Consider the following 12,042-nt stretch of genomic DNA (forward strand, 5'->3'; position numbering starts at 1 on the left):
GCGGGTGATCTAGACACTCCCTCGACTACCAGAAGCCCTCTTCCGTCTCCAGAGCCGACACGCGACCCCACCCAAACCGTCTGCTAACAGGCTCTTACTGGCGACGAGGGGCGAGCCGTCGGCGAACGTCAGGTTGGCCAGTGCGGCGGGGCCGTGGCAGACGGCGGCGACGACCCCCTCGCCGTCCTTATAGATCGTCCGGGCGAGCTCGGCAGGGACGGCGTATTCAACAGTTCCTCTCCAAGGACGCATCAGTGTGCATGAGAACGATTGAGTGCTCTATCCGGCGGCGCTGGCCAGCCGCACACAATTGCAACGTCACCCGCTAACACACCGGATCTGAGTGATTACTTTAAGTTGACGCCGTGATTGGGGTGTCGCTAATCTTCGAACGTGCGTTCAGCCTCGCGTCCCGTTCCGAACCCGGCCGATGGTCCTGGCCGAGTGTTTGCCGCGCCGTTCGTAGTAACGGGGGCATCGGGTGTTGCGATCCGTGATCGCCTCAAGGGTCTGACCGTCCGCGATGAGATGGTGTTGCGGGTAGTGGGCGCGCATCTGGGGGCGTTGGCCTCAGGTGATTTGAAGGCCCGATGTGCCGACGGCCTGGACCACGACAGCGACCGGTGGGCGATGCGTAAGCGCGGATTAACCACCGCATCGTCGTCGCGGTGGGCCGGGTCGATCACGAAGGCCAGTCATGATCAGTGGGCGCTAGCGCGTCGTAACCAGCTTGCCCATATCCACTCCCTCGAGGCCGGCATCGCTACGCTTTCGCATCGGCTGTGCCTGCCCGTTGGGCAACCCGGATCCAAGCGCGCACCGGGTGGATATCGCTCGGCGGAGGAGTGGCACGCCAAATCCCGCCGCCTGGCCTCGTTGCAGGCTCGGCATGCGGCGGTGGTGGCGGACTGGCAGGCGGGGCGGATCCGCATCGTGCGCGGCGGCAAGCGGCTGGCCAACACCCGTCACTACTTGGAGGAGGCCGGACTGACCAAGGAGCAGTGGCGGGCGAAATGGGAGGCGGCGCGCTGGTTCTTGGCCGCTGACGGGGAGAGCGGGAAGCGGTTCGGGAATGAGACAATCCGCATCACTCCCGACGGGCAGGTCGCCATCAAACTGCCCACACCTCTGGCGGATCTGGCGAACGCCCCTCACGGTAGGTACATCCTGACCGCCCGAGTGACCTTTGCACACCGGGGCACCGAATGGGCCGACCGGATCGCTGCGGATCGGGCAGTGGCCTACCGCATCCATCACGATGCGCACCGCAACCGGTGGTACATCACTGCGTCCTGGCAACGCCCACCGGTCACAACGGTTCCGTTGCAGGCCGCCTTGGCGCACGGTGTGGTCGGGGTGGACACCAACAACGATCACCTCGCCGCCTGGCAATTGGACATCCACGGCAACCCGATCGGCGCGCCCCGCCGGTTCTTCTTCGACCTGTCCGGGTCAGCCGATCACCGCGACGCCCAGATCCGCCACGCGATCACCAGACTGCTGCACTGGGCCAAGGACTGCGACGTCAGGGCGATTGCGATCGAGGACCTGAACTTCGAGCAAGAAAAGACCCGGGAGAAACACGGTCGCCGCAAGCGTTTCCGCAACCTGATCTCCCGGTTCCCCATCGCCCGACTGAAGGCCCGGCTGGTGGCGATGGCCAGCGGCCACGGTGTGGCGATCGTGGCCGTGGACCCGGCCTACACCTCCAAGTGGGGCGCCCAGCACTGGCAGAAACCCATGACCACCCCCAACCGCACGATCTCCCGACACGATGCCGCCGGCATCGCGATCGGACGACGCGCCCTGGGACACCCGATCCGGCGACGGACGACACCGCCCCCTGCTCACCAGAGCGATGGACAGGGGCATCGGACCGTCCAGGCCTCATCGGGTCTCCCAGGGCGTGAGGGACCCTGCCCCCGGTTCCCGGACCACGCACTCGATGCGTGCCCCCGGGCCATGCGGCGAACGCAGGCGACCAGCACGCCCACCACCGTTCGGGGCGCCAGTGAACAGGAACCCACTCCTGCACACTGAAAAGGAACGGTTGTCGGGGAAGTCCCACCGCCAGGAATTCCTCCTCCGCCAGGTCGGATGGGTCGAGACCCGTCCTTCTGCGGCTCGCTGCCGACCACGCTGACGCGGTCCACCTCCTAGCTCCTCGCCACCATGACGGGCCCGTGCATTAGGCGGTGAGCGCCGTTCGAGCTCGATTGCTGCTCCAGAGACGCCTGCGGGGCGTGCTGGCCGCGGTGGCGGCGGGCGCCGGGATCACCGTCCTGCCGCACTACCTGCGCGCGACGGAACTGGCCACCGGTGTCCTGAGGCCGCTGCTGGAGCCGGAGCTGCCCCCGATCAACACGCTGTTCCTCGCCACCCGTGACGGACCCGCGCACCAGGCGGTGAGCGCCGTACGATCCCGGTTGCTGCTCCAAGGACGCCTGTGGTGATCGCGCCCGCGGGCAGTGGCCTTGATCAGGCGGCCCGGCGGGCGCGCCAGACCAGGTAGCCGGCGGTGACCAGCGGGCCGATGACCGCGAGGGTCAGCAGCGGAACGCCCAGCCAGCCGGAAATGGCGGTCCCCGTGCACTGGCCGCCGTGGCGGTGCCCGCTCGGGTCGTCCACGTACACGCACTCCCGGGTCGGGGCGAAGGCGACGAGCGCGGTGGGCGCGGCCAGCCCGCCTGGCCAGACGAGCAGGCCGGCCAGCTTGTCGCGGGCCGACCAGCGCGACGAGCCGACGAGCATCACCGCCCCGATCAGCCAGCCGACCACCGGGAGCAGCACTCCTCCGACGAGGAGCAGGAACACCGTTACCGCCTCATAGCGCCGCATGCCACCAAGGATGGCGGTGCCGGGCGATTCCGACGTGTCAGGACACGCGGTGGGCGCCGGGTGAGGGAATGGCCTCGAGGAAGCGCGGCGCCTCCCAGGAACGGTCGGCGTAGGCGGTGGTCACGGCCTCGCGGACCTGCTCGTCGCGGTCCGTGGGCACCAGGGCGATCACCGAGCCGCCGAAGCCGCCGCCGACCATCCGGGCGCCCCGCGCCCCGGCGCGTACGGCCTCCTCGACCGCCACGTCGGCCTCCGGCCAGGAGATCTCGAACTGGTCGCGCAGCGACAGGTGCGAGGCGGTCAGCAGCGCGCCGACCTCCGCGACGGCACCGGCCCGCAGCAGGCCGACCACGGCCTGGACGCGGTGGTTGTCGGTCACGACGTGCTGGGTACGGCGGCGCAGGACCGGGTCGTCGAGCACCTGGAGCGCGGCGGCGAGGTCCTCGACGTCGCGCAGCGCCGGGACGCCGAGCAGCTCAGCGGCCTTCTCGCAGGCGGCGCGGCGGCTGGCGTACCCGCCGTCGACCAGCTCGTGCTCGGCGCGGGTGTCGATGACCAGGAGCGAGAGGCCGGTCAGGTCGAGCGGCACCTGCGAAGACAGGCCGCTGCGGCAGTCGAGCAGCAGGGCGTGCCCCTCGGTGCACAGCAGGGAGGCCGACTGGTCCATGATCCCGCAGGGCATCCCGACGAAGTCGTTCTCGGCCCGCTGGGCGATGCGGGCCAGCTCCGGCCGGGCCACCTCGATCCCGTACAGGTCGCACAGGGCGAGCCCGACCGCGCATTCGAGCGCGGCGGACGACGACAGGCCGGCCCCCTGCGGCAGGTCGGAGTCGATCAGCACGGACGCGCCGCCCACCTCATGCCCGGCCGCGCGCAGCGCCCAGGCCACCCCGGCGGCGTACGCGGCCCAGCCGGTCACCTCACCGGGACGCGGATCCGAGACGCGTACGGCGTCCGGTGACTGCACGGAACGGAGTTCGAGGACGCCGTCGTCGCGGCGGGCCGCCGTGGCCGTGACGCCCTGGGCGAGGGCGAAGGGCAGGACGAAGCCGTCGTTGTAGTCGGTGTGTTCACCGATGAGGTTGACGCGGCCCGGAGCGCGCCAGACCCCTTCGGGGTCGCGCCCGTAGAACTCGCGGAAGTCCATGATCACCGTGCCTATCGTGGGGGCAGCGATCCTACCGGCAGCCCATCGGGAAACAGGTTTTCGGTCGCCCGTTCGAGAGCGATGCGGATGGCGCCGGTCGCGACCGCCTCGTCGCCCAGAGCGGACACTCTGACCTCGGGCGGAGGCGGGTACAGCGCGGCCAGGCGCTCGCGCAGCCCCCCGGCGATCAGGTCGCCGGCGCGCGACAGCCCGCCGCCCACGACGACGACGGCGGGATCGACGGCGAGGAGCAGCGCCGCCGTGCCGGTCGCCAGGTCGTCGGTGAACCCGTCGACGGCGGCCGTGGCGCGCGCGTCGCCGGACCGGGCAGCCGCGAAGACGGCGGCCAGATCGCCGTTGCCGGGGCAGGCGGCCAGCAGGCGGTCGGGGGCCTCCTCCCAGCGGAGTGCCCGCAGCAGCCCGAGCTCCCCGGCGCCGCCCCGGTGCCCGCGGTGGAGCCGCCCGCCGATGAGGACGCCTGCGGCGACCCGGTTGCCGGCGAGGACGCAGACGGCGTCCTGGACGTCCCGGGCCGCCCCGCGCCAGTGCTCGGCGATGGTGGCGAGGTTCGCGTCGTTCTCGACGACCACCGGCACGGCCTCGACGACCACCGGCACGGCGCCGCGACGGGCGACCAGGGCGTCGGTCACCGGAACGGCGCTGCCATCGGCGATCGGGGCATCGGCCGCAGCGTGACGGACGGCGATCGAGGCGTCGGTCACCGCGTTTCCACCGGCGATCGGGGCTTCGGTCAGGAGCGCGCGCCCGAGGTCGAAGCCGGTCCAGTCGGGCAGCACGGTGCACAGGGTGACCGCGCCGTCGTGGACGACGCCGGGCGTCCCGACGCCGATCGCGCGCAGGCGGCTCGGAACCACCCCGCTGTCTTCGAGGCAGCGGGTGAGGGTGGTCCGGGCCACCGCGAGGCGCTCGGCGCGGCCGAGGTCCGGATCGACCGTGGCGCGGCGGACCTCGCGGACCTCGCCCTCCAGGTCCGCGAGGATCACCAGGATCTTGTGGACGCCGATGTCGATGCCGGCGACGAACCCCTCGTCGGCGCCGAAGCGGAAGCGCCGCGCGGGCCGCCCGGTGCCGCCGGGCTCGGGTGGCAGCTCGCGGACGATGCGGTCGCGGACGAAGTCCTCGACGACGTCCTCGACCGTCGGGCGTGACAGCCCGGTGACCGCGCTGACCTCGGTGAGCGTGCGCGGGCCCTGGGCGTAGAGGGCCGCGAGCACGTCCGTGGAGTTCAGCCGGCGCAGCCGGGACGGATCGCCGCCTCGTCTCACCTGGACCCCCCTTGACATTCGCGCTCCGCAGCATAGATCCTCGCACTTACTAAAGAAAGTTCCTTTAATAAGTTGGAAGGAGACGCATGCCGGTCACCCTGGCCCTCGTCGGAGCGGGCATGCGCGGGTCGGACTACGGCCGCCGCGCGGTCCGTGACGGCCGCGCGCGCGTCGTGGCCGTGGCCGAGCCCGTCGCCGAGCGCCGGGAGCAGGCAGCCGCCGAGCACGGGCTCGGTCCCGACCAGGTCTTCACCGACTGGCGGGAGCTGGCGGCGCTGCCGCGCCAGGCCGACGGGGTCATCGTCGCCACGCGGGACGTCGAGCACGTCGAACCCGCCGTCGCCTTCGCCGAGCGCGGCTACCACCTGCTGCTCGAGAAGCCGATGGCGCCCACCGAGGCCGGGTCGGAGGCGATCGCGGAGGCCGCCGAGCGCGCCGGGGTCATGCTGGCCGTCTGCCACGTCATGCGCTACTCCGCCTACACCCGCGCGCTGAAGGGGCTGATCGACGCGGGCCGGATCGGCACCGTCGTCAGCGTGCAGCACCTCGAGCCGATCGGCTGGTGGCACTTCGCCCACTCGTACGTGCGCGGCAACTGGCGGCGGGAGGACGAGTCCTCCCCGATGCTGCTGGCCAAGTGCTGCCACGACATCGACTGGCTGGCCCACATCATCGGCCGGCCGGCCCGGCGCGTGTCCTCCTTCGGCGGGCTCATCCACTTCCGCCCGGAGAACCGCCCCGAGGGCGCGGCGGACCGGTGCCTCGACTGCGCGGTCGAGGCCTCCTGCCCGTACTCCGCGTCCCGCACCTACCTCGGCTTCGTCGGCGACCCCGACCGCGTGCACTGGCCGCTCAGCGCGCTGACCTTCGACCCGTCGCCCGAGGGGGTCCGCGAGGCCCTGCGGCACGGGCCGTACGGCAGGTGCGTCTACTCCTGCGACAACGACGTCGCCGACCAGCAGGTCGTCACGATCGAGTACGAGGGCGGAGTGACCGCGTCGTTCACCGCGACCGCCTTCACGCCCATGGCGTTCCGCAAGACCCGGATCTTCGGCTCCCGCGGCTCCATCGAGGGCGACGGCGTCCGGCTCACCGTCGAGGACTTCGTCTCCGGGACGAGCGAGGTCATCGAGACCGACGAGGGGGAGGAGGTCTCGCTCGCCGGAGACCACGGCGGGGCGGACCAGGCCCTCACCGACGCGTTCGTCGCCGCGCTGGCCGGCGGTGACCCGTCGCCGCTGCTCTCCGACGCCCGTACGTCCCTCGCGAGCCACCGGCTGGTGTGGGCCGCCGAGCGGGCCCGGCGCACCGGCACCGTCGTCTCCCTCGCCGATGACGGGAGCCCCGCCGGCCCCCGTTCCACCCCCATCGCACCAGCGGAGTCACCATGAAGCACCGTTTCCCGCGTCGCGGCCTCATCGGCGCCGTCCTGGCCCTCGGGCTGTGCGCCTGCGGATCCTCCGGCACCTCCCACGACTCGGCCGGTCGCGGGCCGATCACCTGGGCCAGTTTCAAGGATCCGACCGGCACCCTCCGGAAGATCGTCGACAGCTGGAACTCCTCACACCCCGACACCAAGGTGACCCTGGTCGACCTGCCCGAAGCGGCCGACGCCCAGCGCCAGCAGCTCGTCCAGAACGCCCAGATCAAGTCCACCGCGTACGACGTCGTCACGCTCGACGCCGTCTGGACCGCCGAGTTCGCCGCGAACCGGTGGGTGGACCCGATCACCGGGCTGGACACCGGGGGCTTCCTCGGCCCTTCGCTGCGCACCGGCCAGTACCGCGGGAGGTTGTACGCCGCGCCGTGGCTCACCGGCGCGGGACTGCTCTACTACCGGACGGACCTGCTGAAGAAGGCCGGGATCGCCAAGCCCCCCACGACCTGGCAGGAGCTCACCGACGACTGCGCCAAGGTGCGCAAGACCGCCGACGTCGGCTGCTACGCCGGCCAGTACGACAAGTACGAGGGCCTGACCGTCAACGTCACCGAGGCGATCGGCAGCGCGGGCGGCCACGTCCTGGACGCCTCCGGGAAGCCGGCCCTGAACACCCCCGAGGCCCTCGCCGGGCTGCGATTCCTCACCGACGGGTTCAAGAACGGCCTGATCCCCAAGGCCGCCCTCACCTACCAGGAGGAGAACGGCCGGCGCGCCTTCGAAGCCGGCGAGCTGCTGTTCCACCGCAACTGGGCGTACGTTCACTCCCTCGCGAGCAAGACCGACGGCTCCAGCAAGGTCGCGGGGAAGTTCGACGTCGCGCCGCTGCCCGGGCGCACCGGCCCGGGCGTCTCCACCCTCGGCGGTAACAACGTGGCGATCTCCGCCTTCTCCAAGCACAAGAAGACCGCGCTCGACTTCATCCGGTACGTCACGGGCCAGGAGGTCGAGAAGACCTTCGGGCTCGGCAGCGCGTACCCGATGTCCCGCGCCGCGCTGTACTCCGACCCGGCCATGGTCAAGGCGCAGCCGTACCTGCCCACGCTGGCCACGTCGATCCAGAACGCCCAACCCCGGGCCGAGGCCGTCCGCTACGGCGACGTCACCGCGGCCATCCAGGAAGCGGCCTACGCGGCCCTGCGGGGACAGCAGAGCCCCGAACAGGCACTCTCTGGCCTGCAGACCAAACTCGGACCCCTCACCGCGAACTGAGGCCGCTCAGGGACGGACCCGGCGGCGGCCGGCGCACCGCCGCCAGTCCTCCCGCGGCCAGTCCTCCCGCGGCCAGTCCTCCCGCGGCCAGTCCTCCCGCGGCCAGTCCGCCCGCCGCCCGTCATCCCAGCGTTCCGACCACCGCTCTCACCGCCGCGCGAACGCCCAGGCGTCCGAGACCATCGCCCGCAGATCGCGCTCGGGCTTCCAGCCGAGCCGGTCGGAGATCTTGACGGAGGAGGCGATCAGCACGGCCGGGTCGCCGGGCCGCCGAGGGCTCTCCACCGCCGGGATCTCGTGCCCGGTCACCTCGCGGCACACGTCGATGACCTCGCGGACCGAGTAACCCGAGCCGCTGCCCAGGTTGAAGATCTCGTGCGTTCCCGGCGCGCAGGCGTCGAGGGCCAGCAGGTGGGCCTCGGCGAGGTCGACGATGTGGATGTAGTCGCGGACGCAGGTGCCGTCCGGCGTGGGGTAGTCGGTGCCGAAGACGGAGACCGACTCGCGCTCGCCGAGCGGCACCTTCAACACGTTGGGAATGATGTGGGTCTCGACGGTGTGCCGCTCGCCGTAGCGGCCGTAGGCGCCCGCGACGTTGAAGTAGCGCAGGCTCACCCCGCCGAGGCCGTACATCCGGGCGTACTCCGCGAGCGTCGTGTCGATGGCGAGCTTCGAGGCGCCGTACGGATTGGTCGGACGGGTCGGGTCGGTCTCCAGGATCGGCGTGCGCTCGGGCTCGCCGTAGGTCGCGGCGGTGGAGGAGAACACGATGCGCGGCGTCCCGTGCGTCCGCATCGCGTCCAGCAGGGCCAGCGACTCGCCGAGGTTCTTGTCCCAGTACAGGCCGGGCTTCTCCACGGACTCGCCGACCAGGGACTTGGCCGCGAAGTGCAGCACGCCGTCGAACCCTTCGGAGAGGGTCTCGTGCGCCGCCTCCCGCAGCGTGCCTCGAACCAGCCGCGCGCCGTCCGCGACGGCGTCGGCGTGCCCGGTCGACAGGTCGTCCAGGACGACCACCTCGTGCCCGGCCTCCAGCAGCCTGGCCGAGACCACGCTGCCGATATAGCCGGCGCCCCCCGTGACGAGAAGTTTCATCGGACCTCCAGCGAGAATGAACCTGTACGCTTTCAGCTCTAATCTTTCCGAACAACCCGACTGGACATGGACGACCCACATAGTCTTAGGCGTTTCTCATGAGGGAAACGCTGGTGAGCGCCGCGATCGTCCTCGCGCTCATTCTCGTCGAGGCCCTTTTCGTAGCCTCCGAGATCGCCCTCGTCTCGCTGCGCGACAGCCAGGTCCGCCGGATCGCCGACCAAGGCCGGCGCGGCCAGGCGGTGGCGAGACTCGTCGGCGATCCCAACCGCTTCCTCGCCGTGGTGCAGATCGGCGTCACGCTCACGGCCCTGCTGTCGTCCGCGTACGGCGCGATCACGCTCTCCGAGACCGCCAAGGAGGCCCTGATCCGGCAGGGCATGTCCGACGGGATCGCCGGGTTCATCGGCGTCGTCGGCGTCACCCTGATCATCTCCTACGTCACGCTGGTCATCGGGGAGCTGGCGCCCAAGCGGCTCGGCCTGCAGCGGGCCGAGGGCACCGCGCAGATGGTGGCGCCGTTCCTCGACCGGATGGCGAAGGCGTCGCGGCCGGTGATCTGGCTGCTGTCGAAGTCGACCAACGTCATCGTCCGCGTGCTCGGCGGCGACCCGGACACCTCCCGCGAGGCGATCACCGCCGAGGAGATCCGCGCGCTCGTGGCCGGCACCACCGAGATCGCCCCGGACGAGCGGAACCTCATCGAGGAGGTGTTCGCCGCCGGCGAGCGTCAGCTGCGCGAGGTGCTGGTGCCGCGCACCGAGGTGGAGTTCCTCGACGCGGCGACGCCGCTGGCCAAGGCCGCGCGCACGACCACGGGCAGCCCGCACTCCCGGTACCCCGTCTACCGCGACTCCCACGACGACGTGATCGGGTTCGTGCACGTCCGGGACCTGCTCGATCCGCAACTCTCCGGACGCTCCACGCCGGTGGGCGAGCTGGTCCGGCCGGTCCTGTACCTGCCGGCGAGCAAGCGGGTGCTGGCCGCGCTGTCGGAGATGCGGCGCGAGGGCCACCATCTGGCGATCGTCGTCGACGAGTACGGTGGGACGGCGGGGATCGTCACCCTCGAAGATCTCGTCGAGGAGCTCATCGGCGACATTCGCGACGAGTACGACGTGGAGGACGACCACGCCCGCCGGCTGCACGGCGGAGCGCTCGAGATCGACGGCCTGCTCAACCTCGACGCGTTCGCCGACGAGACCGGCCTGGAGCTGCCCGAGGGGCCGTACGAGACGGTCGCGGGCTATCTCATGGCCGTGCTCGGGCACCTGCCGCAGGTCGGTGAGAACGTCGAGGTGGACGGGCATCGCCTCACCGTCACGGAGGTGGACGGCCGGCGCGTGTCGCGCGTCCGCCTCACCCCGCCGCCCGCCGCCCCGGCGGACGCCGACGAATCCTGAGAGAATCCACCTATGCCCATCGAGCCCAGCACGTCCCCGGCGCGCCCGCGGGTCCTGTCCGGCATCCAGCCGACGGCCGACTCGTTCCACCTCGGCAACTATCTCGGCGCGCTCCGTCAGTGGGTCGCCCTGCAGGACACCCACGATGCGTTCTACTGCATCGTCGACCTGCACGCCATCACGGTGGAGCACGACCCGGAGACGCTGCGGCGGCGCACGCGGGTGGCCGCGGCGCAGCTCTTCGCGATCGGGCTGGACCCCGAGCGCAGCACGATCTTCGTGCAGAGCCAGGTGCCCGAGCACGCGGAGCTGCAGTGGGTGCTGGCCTGCCTCACCGGGTTCGGCGAGGCCAGCCGGATGACGCAGTTCAAGGACAAGTCGGCCAAGCAGGGCGCCGCCGCGGCGTCCGTCGGGCTGTTCACGTACCCGATCCTGCAGGCCGCCGACATCCTGCTCTACCAGGCCGACCAGGTGCCGGTGGGGGAGGACCAGCGGCAGCATCTCGAGCTGACCCGGACCCTCGCGCAGCGGTTCAACCACCGCTTCGGCGAGACCTTCGTCGCCCCCGAGGCGTACATCCCGAAGGCCACCGCGAAGATCACCGACCTGCAGGAGCCGACGGCGAAGATGAGCAAGTCCTCGTCCTCGCCGCAGGGCATCGTCGACCTGCTGGACGAGCCGGGCCCGCTGCGCAAGAAGATCATGCGGGCGGTCACCGACACCGGCACGGAGATCAAGGCCGACGAGGTGAACAAGCCCGGCGTCACCAACCTCCTGCGGATCCACTCCGCGCTGTCCGGCACCTCCATCGAGGACCTCGAGCGCCACTTCGAAGGCCAGGGGTACGGCGCGCTGAAGAAGGAACTCGCCCAGATCGTCCTCGACACGTTCGAGCCGATCCGGGAGCGCACCGGCAAGCTGCTGGCCGACGAGGCGCAGCTCGACCGGATGCTCGCCGTCGGCGCCGACCGCGCCCGCGAGGTGGCCCAGGCGACGATGGAGACCGTGCGCGACCGGGTGGGGTTCCTGGGCCGTGCCTGACGCCGAGGAACGCACGATCGGAGTGGCCGTCGCCATCCCCGAGCCGTACGGTCCGGAGCTGCAGCGCCGCCGCGCGTCGTTCGGCGACCCGCTGGCCGCGTCCATCCCCACTCACATCACGCTGGTGCCGCCGACGCGGGTGCCGGCCGCGGAGCTCGATGACATCGGGCGGCACCTGCGCGCTGCGGCCGAGGGCGAGCACCTCTTCGACATCCACCTGCGGGGCACCGGCACCTTCCGGCCCGTGTCCCCGGTGGTGTTCGTGGCGCTCGCGGAGGGCATCGCCGACTGCGAACGCCTCGAGCGCAAGGTCCGCCGCGGCCCGCTCGCCGTCGAGCGCGCCTTCCCGTACCACCCGCACGTGACCGTCGCCCACCATCTCGCCGACGACGTGCTGGACCGGGCGTTCAAGGAGCTGGCCTACTACGAGGCCAGGTTCCCGGTGTGCGCCTTCTCGCTGTACGAGCACGGGGCGGACGGCGTGTGGCGGCCCCGGCGGCAGTTCCCGTTCGGCGGCCGTACGGACGCCATATGAACGTTCACCCTCGGTGAATCTTCTCCCGTTACGCGGGTAGTGCCCCA

The 12,042-nt window shown here is 71.2% G+C and carries 11 protein-coding genes; 7 read left to right on the forward strand and 4 right to left on the reverse strand.

Going from position 1 to position 12,042, the window contains the following annotated elements:
- Positions 1–444: 444 nt before the first annotated feature.
- Positions 445–2,040, forward strand: coding sequence for an IS200/IS605 family accessory protein TnpB-related protein (locus AB0I04_RS32180; RefSeq protein WP_360892899.1), 1,596 nt, complete (start codon positions 445–447; stop codon positions 2,038–2,040).
- 155 nt (positions 2,041–2,195) lie between these two features.
- A complete protein-coding gene (locus AB0I04_RS32185) occupies positions 2,196–2,453 on the forward strand; it encodes a LysR substrate-binding domain-containing protein (protein ID WP_360892902.1) in 258 nt (85 codons plus the stop codon).
- 25 nt (positions 2,454–2,478) lie between these two features.
- Here the strand turns inward: AB0I04_RS32185 and AB0I04_RS32190 are convergent, their stop codons facing one another.
- Genes AB0I04_RS32190 through AB0I04_RS32200 form a run of 3 tightly spaced genes read right to left on the reverse strand, consistent with a single transcriptional unit; the run spans position 2,479 to position 5,271 of the window.
- Positions 2,479–2,838 carry a hypothetical protein gene (locus tag AB0I04_RS32190; protein ID WP_360892904.1) on the reverse strand — a complete coding sequence of 120 codons (360 nt, stop codon included), beginning with the start codon at positions 2,836–2,838 and terminating at the stop codon, positions 2,479–2,481.
- A gap of 37 nt (positions 2,839–2,875) precedes the next feature.
- Positions 2,876–3,985, reverse strand: a complete 1,110-nt coding sequence (gene galK / locus AB0I04_RS32195) for a galactokinase (RefSeq protein ID WP_360893217.1) — start codon at positions 3,983–3,985, stop codon at positions 2,876–2,878.
- Between the two features lie 11 nt (positions 3,986–3,996).
- Positions 3,997–5,271 (reverse strand): ROK family protein, encoded by a 1,275-nt coding sequence (locus AB0I04_RS32200; RefSeq protein ID WP_360892907.1) that lies wholly within the window; start codon positions 5,269–5,271, stop codon positions 3,997–3,999.
- Positions 5,272–5,357: 86 nt separating this feature from the next.
- Here AB0I04_RS32200 and AB0I04_RS32205 point away from each other — a divergent pair, with 86 nt between their 5' ends.
- Positions 5,358–6,662, forward strand: a complete 1,305-nt coding sequence (locus AB0I04_RS32205) for a Gfo/Idh/MocA family oxidoreductase (RefSeq protein WP_360892910.1) — start codon at positions 5,358–5,360, stop codon at positions 6,660–6,662.
- Positions 6,659–7,921 (forward strand): ABC transporter substrate-binding protein, encoded by a 1,263-nt coding sequence (locus AB0I04_RS32210; protein ID WP_360892913.1) that lies wholly within the window; start codon positions 6,659–6,661, stop codon positions 7,919–7,921. The genes AB0I04_RS32205 and AB0I04_RS32210 overlap by 4 nt, the downstream gene beginning before the upstream one ends.
- A gap of 147 nt (positions 7,922–8,068) precedes the next feature.
- Here AB0I04_RS32210 and galE read toward each other — a convergent pair whose 3' ends face one another.
- On the reverse strand, positions 8,069–9,016 hold the full coding sequence (gene galE, locus AB0I04_RS32215) for a UDP-glucose 4-epimerase GalE (protein WP_360892916.1): 948 nt from the start codon (positions 9,014–9,016) through the stop codon (positions 8,069–8,071).
- A gap of 98 nt (positions 9,017–9,114) precedes the next feature.
- Between galE and AB0I04_RS32220 the strand changes: the two genes are divergently transcribed.
- The 3 genes from AB0I04_RS32220 to AB0I04_RS32230 are packed head-to-tail and all read left to right on the forward strand — an operon-like array spanning position 9,115 to position 11,995.
- Positions 9,115–10,419: a hemolysin family protein gene (locus AB0I04_RS32220; RefSeq protein ID WP_360892918.1), complete on the forward strand. Its 1,305-nt coding sequence runs from the start codon at positions 9,115–9,117 to the stop codon at positions 10,417–10,419.
- Between the two features lie 12 nt (positions 10,420–10,431).
- A complete protein-coding gene (gene trpS / locus AB0I04_RS32225) occupies positions 10,432–11,460 on the forward strand; it encodes a tryptophan--tRNA ligase (protein ID WP_360892921.1) in 1,029 nt (342 codons plus the stop codon).
- Positions 11,453–11,995: a 2'-5' RNA ligase family protein gene (locus AB0I04_RS32230; RefSeq protein ID WP_360892924.1), complete on the forward strand. Its 543-nt coding sequence runs from the start codon at positions 11,453–11,455 to the stop codon at positions 11,993–11,995. Before trpS ends, AB0I04_RS32230 begins: the two co-directional genes overlap by 8 nt.
- Positions 11,996–12,042 lie beyond the last annotated feature (47 nt).

The sequence above is a fragment of the Actinoallomurus sp. NPDC050550 genome (assembly GCF_040655075.1).
GTDB lineage: Bacteria > Actinomycetota > Actinomycetes > Streptosporangiales > Streptosporangiaceae > Actinoallomurus.

What these genes read in the sequence shown, in the direction of transcription:
- galK (WP_360893217.1), bottom strand. Translation starts at nt 3,985, where the DNA reads ATGGACTTCCGCGAGTTCTACGGGCGCGACCCCGAAGGGGTCTGGCGC.
- AB0I04_RS32220 (WP_360892918.1), top strand. Translation starts at nt 9,115, where the DNA reads ATGAGGGAAACGCTGGTGAGCGCCGCGATCGTCCTCGCGCTCATTCTC.
- AB0I04_RS32205 (WP_360892910.1), top strand. Translation starts at nt 5,358, where the DNA reads ATGCCGGTCACCCTGGCCCTCGTCGGAGCGGGCATGCGCGGGTCGGAC.
- trpS (WP_360892921.1), top strand. Translation starts at nt 10,432, where the DNA reads ATGCCCATCGAGCCCAGCACGTCCCCGGCGCGCCCGCGGGTCCTGTCC.
- galE (WP_360892916.1), bottom strand. Translation starts at nt 9,016, where the DNA reads ATGAAACTTCTCGTCACGGGGGGCGCCGGCTATATCGGCAGCGTGGTC.
- AB0I04_RS32210 (WP_360892913.1), top strand. Translation starts at nt 6,659, where the DNA reads ATGAAGCACCGTTTCCCGCGTCGCGGCCTCATCGGCGCCGTCCTGGCC.
- AB0I04_RS32190 (WP_360892904.1), bottom strand. Translation starts at nt 2,838, where the DNA reads ATGCGGCGCTATGAGGCGGTAACGGTGTTCCTGCTCCTCGTCGGAGGA.